Here is a 16,443-nt window from a genome sequence, read left to right on the forward strand (position 1 = left end):
GAAGGAGAGACCCCGTGACCACCACTGTGGGGGACCCACCGCGCCGGAGGCGCAAAGGTGGGCCTCTGACGAGGCGTGAGGCCAGAGCAGGGCTCCTCTTCGTCCTGCCCTGCTTCCTGCTCTTCGTGGCGTTCCGCTTCGGCCCCGGCATCGCCGGTGTCCTGATGAGCTTCACCGACTACACGCTCACCGGCGGCGGGCGCTTCACCGGGCTGGACAACTTCACCCGGCTGTGGGACGACCCCGTCTTCTGGCAGGCCCTGAAGGTCACCGCGGTCTACGTCGTGATCGCCGTGCCCGGCACCCTCGTGCTCTCGACGGGGCTGGCGCTGCTGACGCGCCGCGCCTTCCGGGGCTCGAAGCTCTTCCGGTCCGTCTTCTTCCTGCCGGTCGTCACCTCGCTCGTCCTCGCGGCCACCGTCTTCGTGTGGATCTTCTCCACCGGTGGCCCATGGGCGACGGTGGTGAGCTGGTTCGGGATGTCGGAGGACTCCTGGCTGACCGACGACTTCCTCGTCCTGCCCGCGCTCGCCGTCGTCGGGATCTGGTCCCGCTTCGGCTACGGGATGCTGATCCTGCTCGCCCGCATGCAGGACATCCCGCGCGAGCTGGAGGAGGCTGCCGTCACCGACGGGGCGGGCCCCTGGCAGCGGTTCCGGCACATCGTGCTGCCGCAGCTCAAGCCCGCCGTGTTCTTCCTCGCGGTGATCGAGACGACGGCCTCGTTCCAGGTCTTCGACGCCGTCTACACCATGACGGGCGGCGGCCCCGCCAACGCCAGCTACACGCTCGTCTTCCAGCTCTACGACGCGGGCTTCAAGTACTTCGAGCTGGGCTACGCCGCCGCGATCGGCGTGGCGCTGTTCGCGCTGACCCTCGTGGTCGCCGTGGTCCAGCGGCTCGTGATCGGGAAGGACCAGTGACGCAGTGACCACGAACGCACCCACGGTGGAACGGCCGCGCGCCCCGGAGCCGTTCCCGAAGAAGGATTCCCCGAGGGCCGGGCGCCGCCGCGATCGCCGCCGCAGGCGGGACGCCGAACGCGACGTCGTCCCGGCCGGGCTGCGCGGGACACCGGCGGGCAAGGCCGTACGGATCGTGCTGCTGACCCTCGCCGCGCTCGCGACGATCTTCCCGTTCTACGCGATGGTCGTGCTCTCCCTGAAGCCGTCCGCGGCCGTCGAGTTCCCCGGCAGCCTGGTGCCCTGGCCGCTGACCGGCGAGGCGTACGACTCGATGCTCAACACGCAGGACGTGCCGCGCTGGCTGCTCAACACCGTGCTGTACTCGGTCGTCTCCGTCGTGGGCGTGCTGCTGCTCTCCTCGCTCGCCGGATACGCGTTCGCGAAGAAGCGGTTCCCGGGACGGAACGCGATGTTCTGGTCGTTCCTGTCGATGGTGATGGTCCCGTACCACGTGACGATGATCCCGACGTTCGCGATGATCGCGAAGCTCGGCGGCATCGACACCTACTGGGGCCTGATCGTGCCGACGCTCGCCAACGCCCAGGCCGTGTTCCTGATGCGGCAGTTCATCATGGGCCTGCCCGACGAGCTGTTCGAGGCGGCGCGGCTCGACGGGTGCAGCGAGTGGCAGATCTTCGCGCGGATCGTGCTGCCGCTGCTGAAGCCGATCCTCGCCACGCTCGGCGTCTTCGTCTTCCTGTGGCACTGGAACGACTTCCTGTGGCCGCTCGTCGTCGGCCAGTCCACCGACATGCGCACGCTCACCGTCGGCATTGCTTCGCTCCAGCAGCAGAACGTGCCGCTGAACGTCGTGCTGTCCGGCTCCGTCATCGCGTTCGTGCCCATCTTCGCCGCCTATCTGGTGGGCCAGCGCTACTTCACCGAGGGCGTCACCGCGTCCGGAATCAAGGGATGAACCACGTGTTCCACGATGAGAGCGCCCTCGAAGAGCGCCTCGCCACCCCCTCGCCCGCGCTCGCCGAGGACCTGTCCCGGCTCGACGGCGACCTGCTCGTGCTCGGCGCCGGCGGCAAGATGGGCCCCAGCCTGTGCCGCCTCGCCCGCCGCGCGCTGGACGCCGCCGGTCGTACGGATGTCGCCGTACGGGCCGTCTCCCGCTGGTCCGACCCGGCCGCAGCACGGGCGCTGGAGGGCGCGGGCGTACGCACCGTTCCGTTCGACCTGATGGACCCCGGGGCCGACTTCGGGGCGCTGCCCGACGCGGGCAACGTGGTCTTCATGGTCGGCGCCAAGTTCGGCTCCGCCGGGGCGCCCTCGCAGGCCTGGGCCGTCAACGCCGCGATGCCCGCGCGCGTCGCCGACCGCTGGTCCGACGCCCGTATCGCCGCGTTCTCCACCGGCAACGTCTACCCCCTCGTCCCCGTCGCCTCCGGCGGCTGCGCCGAGGACGACCCGGTGGGACCGGTCGGCGAGTACGCGATGTCGTGCCTCGGCCGCGAACGGATCTTCGCGCACGCCGCTCTCACCCGGGGCACCCGCGTCGCGAACATCCGCCTCAACTACGCCGTCGACCTGCGCTACGGCGTCCTCGCCGACATCGCCGCCCGCGTCCAGGCGGGCGAGCCCGTCGACGTGACGACCGGACACGCCAATGTCGTCTGGCAGGGCTACGCCAACGAGGTCGCGCTGCGCTCCCTCCTGCACGCCACGAGCGGCGAGCACGTGTTCACGCTCAATCTCACCGGGCCCGAGACCGCGTCCGTACGGCGCCTCGCGGCGTGGTTCGGCGAGGAGTTCGGCACCGAGGCGACGACCGTGGGGGAGGAGGCGCCGACCGCGCTGCTCTCCGACGCGGGCCGCTGCCATGCCCTCTTCGGCTATCCGGACGTCCCGCTGCGCACGCTCGTCGCCTGGCAGGCCGACTGGCTGCGGCGCGGACTGCCGCTCTCCGGCAAGCCCACCAAGTTCCAGGTCCGCGACGGAAGGTTCTGAGCCCCTCCATGCACACCCCCCTCGACACGCTGTCCCACGGCACCGTCGTCCCCGCCCACCCCCTCGCCCTGACCGCCGAACGGACCCTGGACGAGCGCCGCCAGCGCGCGCTGACCCGCTACTACCTCGCCTCCGGCGCGGGCGGGCTCGCCGTCGGCGTCCACACCACCCAGTTCGAGATCCGCGAGCCGAACGTCGGGCTGCTGCGGCCCGTCCTCGAACTCGCCTCCGAGACCGTCGAGAAGGAGGCCGACCGCCCCGTCGTACGGATCGCGGGCGCGTGCGGCTACGTCCAGCAGGCCGTCGCCGAGGCCGAACTCGCCGCCTCCCTCGGCTACGACGCCGTCCTCCTCAGCCCCGCCGTGCCCGGCGCCGACGAGAAGGGGCTCCTCGAACGGGCCCGCGCGGTCGGTGAGGTGCTCCCCGTCATCGGCTTCTACCTCCAGGAGGCAGTGGGCGGGCGCTACCTCTCGCCCGCCTTCTGGACGGCGTTCGCGGATCTGCCGTCCACGGCCGCGATCAAGATCGCGCCCTTCGACCGCTACCGCACGGCCGACGTCCTCCGCGCCGTCGCCGCCGCCGACCGCGCCGACGAGGTCGCGCTCTACACCGGCAACGACGACAACATCGTCGGCGACCTGCTCACCCCGTACGGCCCGGTCGACGACCGCCGCTGGTTCGCGGGCGGGCTCCTCGGTCAGTGGGCGGTCGGCACGCGCGCGGCCGTCGAGCTGCTGGAGGACGTGCGGAGCGCCCGTGCGGGCGACCACGCCGCCATGGTCCGCTGCCTCGCGCGCGGCCCGGAGCTGACCGACCTCAACAGCGCCGTCTTCGACGTCCTCGGCGGCTTCCGGGGCTGCATCGCGGGAGTCCACGAGGTGCTGCGCCGCCAGGGGCTGCTGGAGGGGATCTGGTGCCTGGATCCCGCCGAGACCCTGTCCCCCGGGCAGGCGGAGGAGATCACCCGGGTCGCCGCGGACTACCCGTGGCTGACGGACGACGCCTTCGTCGCGGAGCACGCCGATGACTGGCTCCGCTGACCTTCCGCGCGTCGTGGTCGCGGTCCCGCCGGACCTCCGCGCCCAGTTCTTCGCGCCGGAGGAGTGGGCGCGGCTCGCCTCCGGGGCCGACCTCACCGTCCTCGACGCGCACACCGACCGGGGCGCGCTCGCGCGGGCGCTCCCCGGCGCCCGCGCGCTCATCACCTCCTGGGGCACGCCCCGGCTGGAGGGCGAAATCCTCGACGCCGCCGATGCCTTGGAGCTGGTCGCCCACACCGGCTCGGCCGTCGCGCCGTACGTCGGCGAGGACGTCTTCCGGCGCGGCATCGCCGTCACCCAGGCCGGGGACGCCATGGCGGGGCCCGTCGCGGAGGTCGCTCTCGCCTTCACCCTCGCGCTGCTGCACCGCGTCCACCGCTTCGACCACGCGCTGCGCACCGGCGCCGACTGGGAGACCGCGAGCGCGGCGCCGCCCCGCCACGAGATCCGCGGCAGCCGCATCGGCGTCATCGGCGCCTCCCGTACGGGCCGTGCCTACGCCTCGCTCGTACGGGCGCTCGGCGCGGAGGTCGCGGTCACCGATCCGTACCTCGGCGCCGAGGAGGCCCGCGCCCTGGGCGTACGGGCGGTGCCCCTGCCCGAACTCCTCGCCGCCAGCCGTGTCGTGGCCGTCCACGCCCCCGCGACCGCCGAGACCCGGCACCTCATCGGTGCCCCGCAACTCGCCCTGATGCCGGACGGAGCGGGCCTCGTGAACACGGCCCGCTCCTGGCTCGTGGACGAGGACGCCCTGGCCGCCGAGCTGGCTTCGGGGCGCCTGGACGCCGCGATCGACGTCTTCGACGCCGAGCCGCTGCCGGTGGGGCACCCCTTCCGTACCCTGCCGAATGTTCTGCTGACCCCGCACCAGGCGGCGGGCACGGTGGAGTGCCGCCTCCGCCTGGGCGCGTTCGCGGTGACCGAGGTCCTGCGTGCCCTGCGCGGCGAGCCGCCGCTCCATCCGGTCGGCCCGGAGGCCCTGGCACGCCTTCACTAGCCGTGCCGGTGGTTTCCGCCGGGGAGGGGGTGCCTCTTGCGGTGCGTCGCGGGCTGCGGGTGCGTCGTGCTCGGTCGCGCAGTTCCCCGCGCCCCTGGCGGGGCGTATCAGGTTCGGTGGGCGGAGGTGGTGAGGCGGGTGGCCAGGGCGGTGACCAGGGTGCGGAGTTCGTCGGGGCGTTCGATGGCGAAGGGGCGGTCGAGCGCGGCGAGCAGCGGGGGGAGCCAGTCGAGCCGTTCGGCCCGCAGTTCGACGCGGAGCCAGCGCTCGGTCGTATCGTCCTCGTCCGCCTCCAGGCTCGCGACGCTCGCCGGGAGGCGGGCGCGGATCTGTGCGGGCGTCCCGTGGATCCGCAGGGTCACCTCGTGCCGGTACTCGGCGGTGGCGAAGCCCGACAGCACGCGCTGTGCCGGATCGGGGCCCTCGGGCGCCTCGAACGAGCCGGGCAGGGCCCGCGCGTCCGCGATGCGGTCGAGCCGGAGGGTCCGGTCCTCGCCGATCCCGGCGTCCTCGCCCGTGACGTACCACCGGCCCGCGTGGGCGACGATCCCGTACGCGTGGAGTGTGCGTTCGCTGCGCCGCCCGTCGCGGTCGGTGTAGCGGAGCGAGACCGGGCGGCGGTGGCGCACCGCGTCGGCGAGGGTGAGCAGGACCCCGGCGTCCGGGGTGTCGGACTCTCCGGGGTGTTCCGTGAAGGCGAGGGACTCCAGGAGCGCGTCGAGGCGGCGGGCGACGTGCCGGGGGAGCACCCGCCGGATCTTCGCCGTCGCCGTCTCGCTCGCCGTGTGCCGCGCCGTCGCCAGGCCCGACCGGCGGCCCGCGACCAGCCCGAGCAGCACGGCCAGCGCCTCGTCGTCGCTGAGCATGAGCGGAGGGAGCCGGTGGCCGGGAGCGAGCCGATACCCGCCGTAGCGGCCGCGCACCGACTCCACCGGCACGTCCAGGTCGAGGAGCTGGTCCACGTAGCGCCGCACGGTGCGGCCTTCGACGCCGAGCCGGTCGGCCAGTTCGGCCACGGTGCGGGTGCCGCCGGACTGCAGCAGCTCCAGGAGCGTCAGCACGCGGGCGGTGGGTCGGGGCATGCCCGCAGCCTAACGCGAATAGAGGACCGATTCTGTCCCCTATTTCTCCTACGCTGCGACGTGCACGCCTCCAGAACAGCCAAGGAGATTCCCATGCAGTTCGTCTCGATCCGCATCATCACCGGCGACGTGGCACGCCTCGTCGCGTTCTACGAGCGCGCCACCGGGGCGTCGGCGGTGTGGGCCACCGACGAGTTCGCCGAGATCAGGACCCCGGGCGCCACCCTCGCGATCGCCGGGACCGGCACCGTCGCGGTGTTCGCCCCGGACTCCGCCCGCCCGGCGGAGAACCGCAGCGTGATCACCGAGTTCCTCGTCGACGACGTGGACCGCGTCCACCGGAACCTGACCGATTTCGTCACCGACTTCGTCAACGAGCCCACCACGATGCCCTGGGGCAACCGGTCGCTGCTGTTCCGCGACCCCGACGGCAACCTCGTGAACTTCTTCACCCCCGTCACCCCGGCGGCCGTCGAGAAGTTCGCCGGCACGCGCGGCTGACCGCCGGGGGACGCGCTCGCGCCCGCCTCCGCGTGACGGTCAGCCCACCCGTTCCTCCAGGCGGACCGTCACGGTGTCGCCCTCGTCCTTGCCGATCGCCTTCCGTACGTCCGCCTTGACCGGCAGCTTGTGCGTGCCGTCGCCCAGGGCCATGAACGAGCTGCGGAAGGGGTGGCCGTCGATCGTGCCCCGCACCTTCACCAGGCCGCGGGTCCCGAAGAACTCGGCCGACTCGGGCCACACGACGTAGGTCCAGCCGCCCTTGCCCGGGCTCTTGCGCAGGGTCGCGGTGAATTCCTTGTCCAGCATGATGCCGCCTCCTCGGATTCTTCGTGGTCCCCCACTTGGACCGGGGGCGGCGGCGGAACTCATCGTCACTGGGCCGAATATCCGCCGTCCACCAGGTGGTAGCTGCCCTGGACGAAGGCGGCGCTGTCGGAGAGGAGGAAGAGGGTCAGCCCGGCGACCTCGTCCGCGGTGCCCAGGCGGCCCTGGGGGTGGAGGGAGACGAGCCGCTCGCGCATCGGGTTGTCGGTCTCGCGCAGCAGCGGCGTGTCGATGAAGCCGGGGCCGACGGCGTTGATCCGTACGCCCTTGTCGGCGTACTCCAGCGCCGTCGTCTTCGTCAGCCCCACCAGGCCGTGCTTCGCGGCGACGTACGCGGGCGAGCCCGCGAAGCCGTTGGTGCCCAGGATCGAGGACATGTTGACGATCGCGCCGCGCCCGGCGGCGGCCATCACCGGCAGCTCGTAGCGCAGGCAGTGGAAGACGCCGGTGAGGTTGGTGGCGATCACCCGGTTCCACGCGGAGAGTTCGTACTCGCCCGTGGGCGCCGAGGGCCCGCTGATCCCCGCGTTGTTCACCGCGAGGTCGAGCCCGCCGTACGTGTCGACGGCGAACTTCACCCCGGCCTCCACCGAGGCCGGGTTCGTCACGTCCATGGCGACGGCGGCCGTACGCGCCCCCGCGGTCTCCAGCTCGCCCGCGGCGAGCTGGGCGCCGTCCTCGTCGTAGTCGGCGACGACGACGGTCGCGCCCTCGTCGGCCAGGCGGCGTGCGACGGCCAGCCCGATGCCGGAGGCCGCGCCGGTCACCAGCGCCGTCTTCTCCCGGAACTCCTGGAACTCCATGGCGTACGTCCTTCCGGAGACGGCCCCCTCCCCGACACGGTCCGTGCCCCGTCGGCCGCACGCAGCACCGACTGGCCCATTCGAGTGGCCGGGCACCACCTTGCCCACGCGTGTCCGTGGGCAGACAATCTGCCCCTGTCCCGTAGCCCTGTCCGGCACCTCCGCAGAAGGGATCAGCAGTGTCCGACCGAGGAGGAATCAGCGGTACCAGCGGAATCAGCGGTACGACCCGGAGAACCGTCCTCGCCACCGCCGCGGGAGGAGGGATCGGCGCCGCGCTCGGCGGTCAGGGAGCCGCGCACGCGGCGGAGCCGGACGACGCGCCCGCGCCGGGCGGCCGGCCGCCGAGCCGCGAGCTGCGCGCCCTGCTCAAGGAGATCGACCACGAGCGGATCGAGGCCACCGTCCGCAAGCTCGCCTCGTTCGGCACGCGCCACACCCTCTCGTCGCAGACCGGCCGGAAGCGCGGCATCGGCGCCGCGCGCGACTGGATCCGCGCCACCCTCACCGAGTACGCGAAGGCGTCCGGCGGCCGGATGACCGTCGAACTCCAGTCGTACGTCCAGGAACCGGCCGAGCGGATCCCCGAACCGACCCGTATCACCAACGTCGTCGCGACCCTGCGCGGCAGCGAGGACCCCGACCGGGTGCACGTCGTCTCCGGGCACTACGACTCGCGCTGCTCCGACCCCATGGACGCCGAGAGCGACGCGCCCGGTGCGGACGACGACGCCTCCGGAGTCGCCGTGATCATGGAGCTGGCACGGGTGATGGCGAAGCGGAAGCCCGCCGCGACGCTCGTCTTCGCCGCCGTCGCGGGGGAGGAGCAGGGGCTGTACGGGGCCGCGCACCTGGCGGGGCGGTTCAAGGAGTCCGGGGCGCGGGTCGCCGCGATGTTCACCAACGACATCGTCGGCAGCTCGACCGCCGACGACGGCACCCGCGACCCCCGTACGATCCGGCTCTTCGCGGAGGGTGTGCCGACCGCCGAGACGGAGGAGGAGGCCGAGGTCCGGCGCTCCGTCGGCGGCGAGAACGACTCGCCGTCCCGCCAGCTCGCCCGCTTCGTGCGGGACGTCGCCGAGAACGACGCGACGGGCATGCGCGTCCGGGTCGTCTACCGCCGCGACCGTTATCTGCGGGGCGGCGACCACATCCCGTTCCTCGAACGGGGCTTCCCCGCGGCCCGGTTCACCGAGCCCGCCGAGGACTACGCGCACCAGCACCAGGACGTACGGGTGGAGGACGGCAAGCAGTACGGGGACCTGCCCGAGTTCTGCGACTTCCCGTTCATCGCGCGGGTCGCCCGCGTGAACGCCGCCACGCTCTGGTCGCTCGCCCAGGCTCCGGCGGTCCCGGCCGAGGCCAGGATCGTCACCTCGGCCCTCACGAACGAGACGGAACTGGTGTGGAAACGGCCGCCCGGCGGGCCCCGTCCGGTGCGGTACGAGGTGGTGTGGCGCGAGACGACATCCGCCGGGTGGACGCACGCCGAGGACGCCGGTGACGCCCTGCGCCACGGCGTCGACCTCTCCAAGGACAACGTCTTCTTCGGCGTCCGCGCGGTGGGCCCCGACGGCTACCGCAGTCCGGTCGCGTTCCCGTCCCCTCAGAGGTAGCGGCCGGCCGAGAGGGCGATTGTCAGAGGCGGTTGGCAGGATCGTGGCCATGAACACCGCTCTCGTCACTCCGCCACGGCCGCTCGATGTCACCGCGGTCTTCCCCGAGTTGGCCCCGCTGGCACGCACGGCGACCCGGCTGCACCCCCGCCCCGGCGCTCCGACGTGGCGCGACAGCTCGATCGGCGGGCCGCTCCTGTGGCCCGCCGACGAGCCGTGGCCCCACTGCGACGGGCCCCATGTGGTGGACGGGATGAACCCGGCCCTCTCCCCGGCGGACATCCGGCTGGAGCGACGGATCCGCGCCGCCTCGCACGGCAGGAGCCTGACCCCGCAGGAGCGGGCGGCCCTTGAGCGGATCCGGCCCCCTCAGGAGTACCCGCTGCGGGTGGATGTCCAGCCGTACGAAGGCTCCCTCGCGATGCTGCCCGTCGCGCAGCTCTACGCACGGGACGTGCCCGATCTGCCTACGCCTGACGGAGCGGACCTGCTGCAGGTGCTGTGGTGCCCCTTCGACCATCCGATCATGCCCAGGACCGCGCTGTTCTGGCGCTCGGCGGCCACCGTCACCGACGTCCTCGGCACGCCCCCCGAACCGCCCGCGACGCAGTTCGACGGCTATCTGCCCGAGCCGTGCCTGCTCACCCCGGAGCAGGTCACCGAGTACCCGGACCACCTGGAGCTGAGCGCGGAACTGCGGGAGCGGCTCGGTGAGTGGAGCGTGCCGCAGGCGGACGAGGAGGACATGGACCCGCGCACGTACTACGACTGTGTGCTGTCCACCGCGCCCGGCTGGAAGGTCGGCGGCTGGCCCGCCTGGGGCCCCACCGACCCCGCCCCGCGGCCCTGCCCCGCCTGCGGCACCGGGATGGAGGCCCTGCTGACGATCGCCACGTTCGAGGAAGGGGACGACAAGGGGCGGAGCTGGTCCCCGTACGAGGCCCCGGGCACCGAACCGTCCCCCGGCGGGGGCCGCTTCGGCCCCGGGCGGCCCACCGAGGTCCAGATCGGCAGCGGTTACAAGCAGCAGCTCTACGTCTGCCCGGCGGAGCCCGGACATCCCCACATCGAATTGATGCAGTAGCCCACGTAGGGTCGAACGGAGGAACGGCGCGGTGAGAGGGAGAGATGGCGGCACCGGAGATCACGAGCAGTGACCCCGACGGCTTTCCGTACGGGGTGTGGCACGAGCGGCATCCCGCACTGTTCGAGAGGCTGAAGGGCGCCTTCCCGTTCAGCTCCGCGCAGCGGGCCGCCCTCGACGCGCTCCTCGAAGAGACCCGGCACGGTTCCATGGAGCCGCTGCCCGACGACGCGCCCGGCGCCGCGCTGTGGAACGGCGCCTGGGACCGGGGGCACTACGGGAAGCGGTGGACGGACGCGCCGTTCCTCTGGGCGGAGAGCTACTTCTACCGGCGGCTCCGCGGTGCCGTCGGGTACCACGCGCCGGAGGGGGCCTGGCGCGGCATCGACCCGTTCGGGCCGTTCAAGGACGCCGAGCTGGCCGGGGACGCCGTCGACGAGCAGCTCGCCTCGCTCGACGAGCTGGACCGGGCCCTGGTCGACGAGAAGACCGACGCGCTGCTGCTCGCGGCGCTGTGGGGCAACCGGGCCGACCTCGGCTTCCTGCTGACCGCGGAGGAGGAGGGCGGGGACCGCCCGCTCGTCGCCGACGAGCGCGAGGCCCTGCGCGCGCTCCTGCGCGACGGCGGAGGCCGGGTCTCCCTCGTCGCCGACAACGCGGGCCGCGAGCTGATCCCCGATCTGCTGCTCGCCGCCCATCTGCTGGGCGCGGGCCGGGCCGCGGAGGTGCGGCTGCACATCAAGCCGCACCCGTACTATGTCTCGGACGCCACGACCGCCGACGTCCTCGCCGCGCTGCGCCGGACCGCCGCCGCGCCGGGCGCCGCGGGCCGGGCCGGGCACCTGCTGTGGCGGGCCCTGGAGGACGGGCGGCTCACCCTCGACGCGCACCCGTTCTTCTGCGCCCCGCTCGGCTACGCCGAGATGCCCGACGACCTGCGCGCCGACTTCGCCTCCTCGGCGCTCACCCTCATGAAGGGCGACCTCAACTACCGCCGCCTGGTGGGCGACCGGCACTGGCCGGCGACGGTGCCGTTCGCCGAGGTCACCGCCCATTTCCCGGGGCCGGTCGCCGCGCTGCGGACCCTCAAGTCGGACGTCGCGACGGGCCTGACGGCGAGCACCGTCGCCGCGCTGGACGCCGCCGACCCCGAATGGCGTACGAACGGGGCGCACGCGCTCATCCAGGTGCGGGCTCCGGTTGCGGGGGCGCCCGGCGGCGCGTGACATGGCGGGAGGCACGCCTTCGCCCCCGTCCACAGAGGTCCCGCCATGCCCCTGCTCCATCTCGTCGCCCGCCCTCTCCTCAGCTCGCTGTTCGTCGGCTCCGGGCTGGACTCGTTGCGCGACCCCGGCCCGAAGGCCGAGATGGCGGGGCCCTTCCTGGACCGCCTGCGCGCGACGCTCCCGGCGCTGCCGGACGACGACGTGCAGCTCGTACGGGTGAACGCCGCCGTCCAGGTCGGCGCGGGCGCCCTCCTGGCGCTGGGCAAGACCCCCCGGCTGGCGGCCCTGGCGCTGGCGGGCTCGCTGGTGCCGACCACCCTGTCGGCCCACGCGTTCTGGGAGCACGAGGAGGGGCAGGCACGGTCCGCACAGCAGGTCCAGTTCCTGAAGAACGCCTCGGTCATGGGCGGGCTGCTGGCCGTCGCGGGGTCGGCCGGGCGCCGGAAGCGGGACCGCAAGGGCCCGTCGCGCCGGTGCCCCTGGGCGCGCAGTTCCCCGCGCCCCTGACGGGGCGCCCGGAGGCGCCCCGAAGCGCCCCGAAGGGGCTGCTTCAGGGGCGCGGGGAACGGAGCGGGCAACCGCAGCGCACGCGCGGTCCGCGGCGCACGGGAAGGGGCAACCCCTGCCCGGCACCGGAGCGCGGACCGGAGCATCGTCAGGCGCTCGGACGGAGGTCTCCGGGACCGGTCACGTTCTCCGACGCGCCGGGCCGCCACGGTCCTGGCCCTCCGCAGGAGCGAGCAGGAGGCGGGCCGTCGTCTCCCGTTCCACCCGCTCCCGGGTGTAGGCGAGGGGGAAGGCGCGGTCGGCCGCCCAGTCCGCGAAGTGGTCGGCGTGGTGCGGGGAGCGGGGGTCGCCCGACTGGCCGGGGGAGTTCATGACCAGCGAGGAGTCCCACGCGCCCACGTCCACGACCATGCGGAAGCTCGCGCCGCCCGTCTGCCGGAAGTCCGGGTCCGGCAGATACGGCGTGGCGCCGACCGTGTCGCCGCTGCCGCCGCGCGGCACCGGGCCGAGGGCCGTCCACGGCACGTCGCCCGCCTCGGCGAGCTTGTCGGCGAGCGGGTGCCGCAGGTGGGCACGGTGCAGCGTGCCCCAGGCCCACGCCGCCGGGTCGGGCCCGAGCAGCCGCTCGACGGCGGCGACGGCCTCGCCCAGCGTCGCCGCCAGCAGCTCCGGCGTCGCCAGCGGGAAGAGCCTCAGGTCCACCCGCGCGTCCGCCGACGCCGCCTCCGGCGGCAGCACGCGGGCGACCGCCTCCGCCAGCCGGTCGCCCGGCACCAGCGGGCGCAGCGCCTCGCGCAGCAGCGCGGGCCGCAGATGGCCCCGGTACCAGACCTCGAAGAGCGCGGCCGCCGCCGAGTCCGCGTCGAGCGAGGCGTCCCAGCCTCCGTCGCGGAGCAGCCCGAGGGCCGTAAGGACGCGCGGGTCGTCGCTCGTCAGGCCCGCCAGCAGCGGCAGCGCGGCCCGCGCCGGGAGGCTCACGTAGTCGCTCTGGAGGCGCACGCAGCCCTCGGCCGTCCAGTCGTCGCGCGCCGACAGGACCTCCGCGACGCGGTCGTACCGGGTCGGCGCGTACCAGTCGTACGTGACCGTGCGCGTGTCGTTCGGGTAGCCGGGCGGCAGGTTCATCTCGTTCGCGGTCGCGATCCAGCCCCGCTCCGGGGCGCGCTCGGCGGGCAGCGCGTCCGGGCCGTGGAAGCCCGCCCACTCGTACCGCCCGTCGCCGGGCACGGGCAGCGTCCCGTCCCAGTTCGGGCGCACGGGGACGCGGCCCGCCGGGCGCCATCCGATGGTGCCGTCGGGCGTGGCGTAGATCTGGTTCTCGCCCGGAGCGCCCCACCGCCGCATCGCGTCCGTGAAGGCGTCGGCGCTCTCCGCGCCCATGTAGCCCGCGCTGCCCAGGTACGGGGCCATGCCGGGGCCGAGCCACGCCGCGCGGACGGCGAACGCGGCCCGCTTCTCCGGGAGTTCGCGGACGACCGGCCCGTGCCGGGTGAAGCACAGCTCGGCCTCGGCGGGCGGGCCGCCGCGCACCGGGATCGACTCGGTGACCGTCTCCATCTCCTCCCAGCCGTCGCCGTACGCGTACGCGCGGGGCGCGTCAGGCCGGGTGCGGTAGACGTACAGGTCCTCCTGGTCGACCGGGAAGATCGTCAGGCCGAACGCGACCCGCCCGTTGTGCCCGATCGAGATGCCGGGCAGCGCCGGTTCGCCCGCGCCGATCACGTCGAGGCCCGGCGCCGAGAGGTGCGCGAGGTAGCGCAGGGAGGGGAGCGAGACGGGGCGGTGCGGATCGTTGGCGAGAAGGGGGCGGCCCGTGGCCGTACGGGACGGGGCCAGCACCCAGTTGTTGCTGCCGTCGAGGCCCTGGCGCGGCGCCGGGCCCGCCGACCCCGCGGCCCAGGGGGCGACGGTCGCCAGCTCGTACACCCGCAGCACGTCGTCCGGGATCAGCGACAGGTCCAGGCCCTCCGGTACGCGCAGCGCGTGCGGCCCCGGCTCCCGTACCTTGCGCAGCTCCTCGGCCTCCGGCCCGAAGTCGCGCAGGGTACGGGCCCGGGCCACCTCGTCCTGGAGGTTGTAGGAGAGGCCGTGGCTGCGGATGCGGGGGACGTCCTCGGCGGACCAGCGCGCCGGGGCGTAGCCGAGCAGCCCGAACTCGGGCGGCGCCAGGCCCGGTTCGGCCTCGCACAGGGCCACGTACGCGTTGATCCCCGCCACGAACGCGCGCGTCATCTCCTCGGTGCCGGGGCCGTACGCCGCCCACTCCTCGGCCATGTCGCCCCGGTAGAGGAAGAGGCGTGCGGCGCGGTCGTGCTCGACGTACTCCGCGCCGAACACCTCGGCCAGCAGCCCCAGTCCGCGCCGCCGCCACAGGTCGAGCTGGAAGAGCCGGTCACGGGCCGCGTTGAAGCCCTGGGCGAGGAAGAGGTCGTGGCGCGACGCCGCGTACAGATGCGGCACGCCCCAGCGATCGACCAGGATCTCGACGGGGGCCTCCAGGCCGGGGACCTCGTAGCGGGTCTCGTGGGGCGCCGGCGTCTCGGTCACGCGGACTCCTTCGTCAGGGGCGCCGCCTCGCGCGGCGTCGCGGGGGCGGACGGGCGTACGTACGTGAGGGCCGCCGCCACCGCGAGGTTCGCGGCGAGGGCGATCACGCCGCCGTTGACGCCGTGGTACGGGTCGTTGTCCGTGCCCCACAGCAGGAAGACGACCGCGAGGCCCGTCAGCATTCCCGCCACGCCCGCCACCGCCGTCATCCGCCGCCAGAACAGCGACAGCAGCACCAGCGGCACGAGCTGCGCCAGCCCCTCGTACGACAGGACCGACAGCTCGACCAGCGTGTTCGGGTAGAACAGCGCGCCGCCGAGGGCGAGGAGACCGGCGAGGAAGCAGACGAGCTGCGACATGCGCTTGACCCGCATGTCCCGCGCGTCGCCCGGCCGTACGGGCTCGCGCGCGGGACTGCGCGGATCCGCGCCGTTGCCGCCGCCGAGCAGGGTGCGCCCGCACAGCGTGCCGATGGCCAGCATGAACACGCTCATCGGCACGATCGCCGACAGCGCGCCCGCGACGCCGATCACCGCGACGACCGGGGACGGCAGCGAGTCCGTCACCAGCCGGAACAGCGCCAGGTCCGGGTTGCCCAGCGCGGGCACCACGAACAGCGCGACGGCGCCGACCATCATCGGGATGAAGAGGAGGAGCTGGTACCAGGGCAGCAGCACGGCGTTGCGGCGCAGCGCGTTCGGGTCGCGTGCCGAGAGGTAACCGGCCACGGTGGTCGGGAAGATGGAGATCGTCACGGCGTTCAGCAGCAGCGTGCTCACGAACCATGTGCCGTTCAGCCCGCCCGAGGCGTGTCCGGGGAACGTCAGCCACTCGGGCTTCTCCGTCACCATCCGGTCCAGCAGCTCGCCGGGCCCGTCGAGGTAGTGCAGCGGGATCCACACCGCGAGGAACGCCACCGCCGAGATCACCAGCAAGTCCTTCAGCACGCTCACCCACGCCGACCCGCGCAGCCCCGAGACCAGCACGAACGCCTCCGCCACGACGAACGACACGATCGCGGCGACCTTCAGGTCCACGGCGTCGTACGTCATCGCGTTGACGACGACGCCCATGCCCTGGATCTGGAGCTGGATGTAGGGCACGAGGAAGACGGTCGCGCAGACCGCCACCAGGATGCCCACGGGCCGGGAACGGAACCGGTGTTCGGCCATGTCCGCGATGGACAGCAGCTTGTGCCGGCTCGCGTACGTCCACAGGGCCGGGCCCACGACGTACGCCACCGCGTAGCCCACGGTGAGGTAGGCGACGAGGTAGAGGATCGGCACGCCGTACGAGTACGACCAGCCCGCCGTGCCCAGGAACGAGAAGCTCGTGTACGCCTCACCGGCCATCAGCAGCCAGATGAACAGCACGCCCAGGCCCCGGCTGGAGACCGACCACTCGGCCATGCCCTTGTCCCGGCCGCGCGCGCTGAGCACGCCGATGACGAGCGTGGCGACCATCGCCAGCCCGAAGATGGTCGTGGCGATCGCCGCGGACCCGCTCATCGCTCACCCTCCGCGTGCGCGTCGTCGTCGACCGGCAGGGGCTCCACGGAGCCCTTCGCGTACGCCGGGTCGAGCCGGGCCACGAGCCAGATCACGAGCGGGCTGACGACCGTCGCGCCGATCACCCACGCGAGGAGGAACGGCACGCCGAGGATGCGGGGTTCGACCCGGTTGGCGACGAGCGGCGCGGCGCAGTAGAGCACCGCGGGGACGAGCAGCAGCCAGAGGGCCGGGCGCGGCGCGCGGATTCTGGGCAGGCCGTCGAGCGGATCGTCGTGCGGCAT

At 73.5% G+C, this 16,443-nt stretch carries 16 protein-coding genes; 10 read left to right on the forward strand and 6 right to left on the reverse strand.

The genetic code is table 11. The features are described from left to right. The first annotated feature begins 14 nt into the window (after positions 1-14). The 5 genes from ABD343_RS30260 to ABD343_RS30280 are packed head-to-tail and all read left to right on the forward strand — an operon-like array spanning position 15 to position 4,955. Complete coding sequence (locus ABD343_RS30260; protein WP_344532694.1) at positions 15-923, forward strand: carbohydrate ABC transporter permease; 909 nt, start codon at positions 15-17, stop codon at positions 921-923. Between the two features lie 25 nt (positions 924-948). Next, complete coding sequence (locus tag ABD343_RS30265; RefSeq protein WP_425578321.1) at positions 949-1,881, forward strand: carbohydrate ABC transporter permease; 933 nt, start codon at positions 949-951, stop codon at positions 1,879-1,881. Next, positions 1,878-2,918 (forward strand): NAD-dependent epimerase/dehydratase family protein, encoded by a 1,041-nt coding sequence (locus ABD343_RS30270; protein WP_344532696.1) that lies wholly within the window; start codon positions 1,878-1,880, stop codon positions 2,916-2,918. The genes ABD343_RS30265 and ABD343_RS30270 overlap by 4 nt, the downstream gene beginning before the upstream one ends. A gap of 8 nt (positions 2,919-2,926) precedes the next feature. Further along, positions 2,927-3,958, forward strand: coding sequence for a dihydrodipicolinate synthase family protein (locus ABD343_RS30275; RefSeq protein WP_344532697.1), 1,032 nt, complete (start codon positions 2,927-2,929; stop codon positions 3,956-3,958). Then, the gene (locus ABD343_RS30280) at positions 3,942-4,955 is read left to right on the forward strand and encodes a hydroxyacid dehydrogenase (RefSeq protein WP_344532699.1); all 1,014 of its coding nucleotides are present in this window, start codon (positions 3,942-3,944) and stop codon (positions 4,953-4,955) included. The genes ABD343_RS30275 and ABD343_RS30280 overlap by 17 nt, the downstream gene beginning before the upstream one ends. A gap of 107 nt (positions 4,956-5,062) precedes the next feature. Here ABD343_RS30280 and ABD343_RS30285 read toward each other — a convergent pair whose 3' ends face one another. After that, a complete protein-coding gene (locus ABD343_RS30285) occupies positions 5,063-6,037 on the reverse strand; it encodes a helix-turn-helix transcriptional regulator (protein WP_344532701.1) in 975 nt (324 codons plus the stop codon). Positions 6,038-6,130: 93 nt separating this feature from the next. Here ABD343_RS30285 and ABD343_RS30290 point away from each other — a divergent pair, with 93 nt between their 5' ends. Further along, positions 6,131-6,538, forward strand: a complete 408-nt coding sequence (locus ABD343_RS30290) for a VOC family protein (protein WP_344532703.1) — start codon at positions 6,131-6,133, stop codon at positions 6,536-6,538. A gap of 39 nt (positions 6,539-6,577) precedes the next feature. On the opposite strand, the gene ABD343_RS30295 is transcribed toward ABD343_RS30290, so the two are convergent. Both ABD343_RS30295 and ABD343_RS30300 read right to left on the reverse strand, forming a co-directional pair. Next, a complete protein-coding gene (locus ABD343_RS30295) occupies positions 6,578-6,847 on the reverse strand; it encodes a DUF1905 domain-containing protein (protein ID WP_344532704.1) in 270 nt (89 codons plus the stop codon). 65 nt (positions 6,848-6,912) lie between these two features. After that, a complete protein-coding gene (locus ABD343_RS30300) occupies positions 6,913-7,668 on the reverse strand; it encodes an SDR family NAD(P)-dependent oxidoreductase (RefSeq protein ID WP_344532706.1) in 756 nt (251 codons plus the stop codon). Positions 7,669-7,847: 179 nt separating this feature from the next. Between ABD343_RS30300 and ABD343_RS30305 the strand changes: the two genes are divergently transcribed. Genes ABD343_RS30305 through ABD343_RS30320 form a run of 4 tightly spaced genes read left to right on the forward strand, consistent with a single transcriptional unit; the run spans position 7,848 to position 12,104 of the window. After that, the gene (locus ABD343_RS30305; protein WP_344532708.1) at positions 7,848-9,287 is read left to right on the forward strand and encodes a M20/M25/M40 family metallo-hydrolase; all 1,440 of its coding nucleotides are present in this window, start codon (positions 7,848-7,850) and stop codon (positions 9,285-9,287) included. A 49-nt stretch (positions 9,288-9,336) separates the two neighbouring features. Next, positions 9,337-10,371, forward strand: a complete 1,035-nt coding sequence (locus tag ABD343_RS30310) for a hypothetical protein (protein WP_344532710.1) — start codon at positions 9,337-9,339, stop codon at positions 10,369-10,371. Positions 10,372-10,415: 44 nt separating this feature from the next. Next, entirely contained in the window at positions 10,416-11,597 is a 1,182-nt protein-coding gene (locus tag ABD343_RS30315) for a damage-control phosphatase ARMT1 family protein (protein ID WP_344532712.1), read from the forward strand. 45 nt (positions 11,598-11,642) lie between these two features. After that, entirely contained in the window at positions 11,643-12,104 is a 462-nt protein-coding gene (locus tag ABD343_RS30320) for a DoxX family protein (protein WP_344532713.1), read from the forward strand. A gap of 180 nt (positions 12,105-12,284) precedes the next feature. On the opposite strand, the gene ABD343_RS30325 is transcribed toward ABD343_RS30320, so the two are convergent. From ABD343_RS30325 to ABD343_RS30335, 3 genes are read right to left on the reverse strand one after another with little or no spacing between them, the layout of a single operon-like run. Next, complete coding sequence (locus ABD343_RS30325; protein ID WP_344532715.1) at positions 12,285-14,651, reverse strand: penicillin acylase family protein; 2,367 nt, start codon at positions 14,649-14,651, stop codon at positions 12,285-12,287. After that, positions 14,648-16,159 carry a sodium:solute symporter family protein gene (locus ABD343_RS30330; RefSeq protein WP_344532717.1) on the reverse strand — a complete coding sequence of 504 codons (1,512 nt, stop codon included), beginning with the start codon at positions 16,157-16,159 and terminating at the stop codon, positions 14,648-14,650. The genes ABD343_RS30325 and ABD343_RS30330 overlap by 4 nt, the downstream gene beginning before the upstream one ends. Next, entirely contained in the window at positions 16,156-16,443 is a 288-nt protein-coding gene (locus tag ABD343_RS30335) for a DUF3311 domain-containing protein (RefSeq protein WP_344532719.1), read from the reverse strand. Before ABD343_RS30335 ends, ABD343_RS30330 begins: the two co-directional genes overlap by 4 nt.

Source organism: Streptomyces albiaxialis (assembly GCF_039530985.1).
Lineage (GTDB): Bacteria > Actinomycetota > Actinomycetes > Streptomycetales > Streptomycetaceae > Streptomyces > Streptomyces albiaxialis.

Bases quoted from the DNA above. Each gene is read 5' to 3' on its own strand.
- ABD343_RS30315 (WP_344532712.1), top strand. From the start codon at position 10,416: ATGGCGGCACCGGAGATCACGAGCAGTGACCCCGACGGCTTTCCGTAC.
- ABD343_RS30300 (WP_344532706.1), bottom strand. From the start codon at position 7,668: ATGGAGTTCCAGGAGTTCCGGGAGAAGACGGCGCTGGTGACCGGCGCG.
- ABD343_RS30270 (WP_344532696.1), top strand. From the start codon at position 1,878: ATGAACCACGTGTTCCACGATGAGAGCGCCCTCGAAGAGCGCCTCGCC.
- ABD343_RS30295 (WP_344532704.1), bottom strand. From the start codon at position 6,847: ATGCTGGACAAGGAATTCACCGCGACCCTGCGCAAGAGCCCGGGCAAG.
- ABD343_RS30330 (WP_344532717.1), bottom strand. From the start codon at position 16,159: ATGAGCGGGTCCGCGGCGATCGCCACGACCATCTTCGGGCTGGCGATG.
- ABD343_RS30335 (WP_344532719.1), bottom strand. From the start codon at position 16,443: ATGCCGCACGACGATCCGCTCGACGGCCTGCCCAGAATCCGCGCGCCG.
- ABD343_RS30285 (WP_344532701.1), bottom strand. From the start codon at position 6,037: ATGCCCCGACCCACCGCCCGCGTGCTGACGCTCCTGGAGCTGCTGCAG.
- ABD343_RS30320 (WP_344532713.1), top strand. From the start codon at position 11,643: ATGCCCCTGCTCCATCTCGTCGCCCGCCCTCTCCTCAGCTCGCTGTTC.
- ABD343_RS30310 (WP_344532710.1), top strand. From the start codon at position 9,337: ATGAACACCGCTCTCGTCACTCCGCCACGGCCGCTCGATGTCACCGCG.
- ABD343_RS30280 (WP_344532699.1), top strand. From the start codon at position 3,942: ATGACTGGCTCCGCTGACCTTCCGCGCGTCGTGGTCGCGGTCCCGCCG.
- ABD343_RS30290 (WP_344532703.1), top strand. From the start codon at position 6,131: ATGCAGTTCGTCTCGATCCGCATCATCACCGGCGACGTGGCACGCCTC.
- ABD343_RS30275 (WP_344532697.1), top strand. From the start codon at position 2,927: ATGCACACCCCCCTCGACACGCTGTCCCACGGCACCGTCGTCCCCGCC.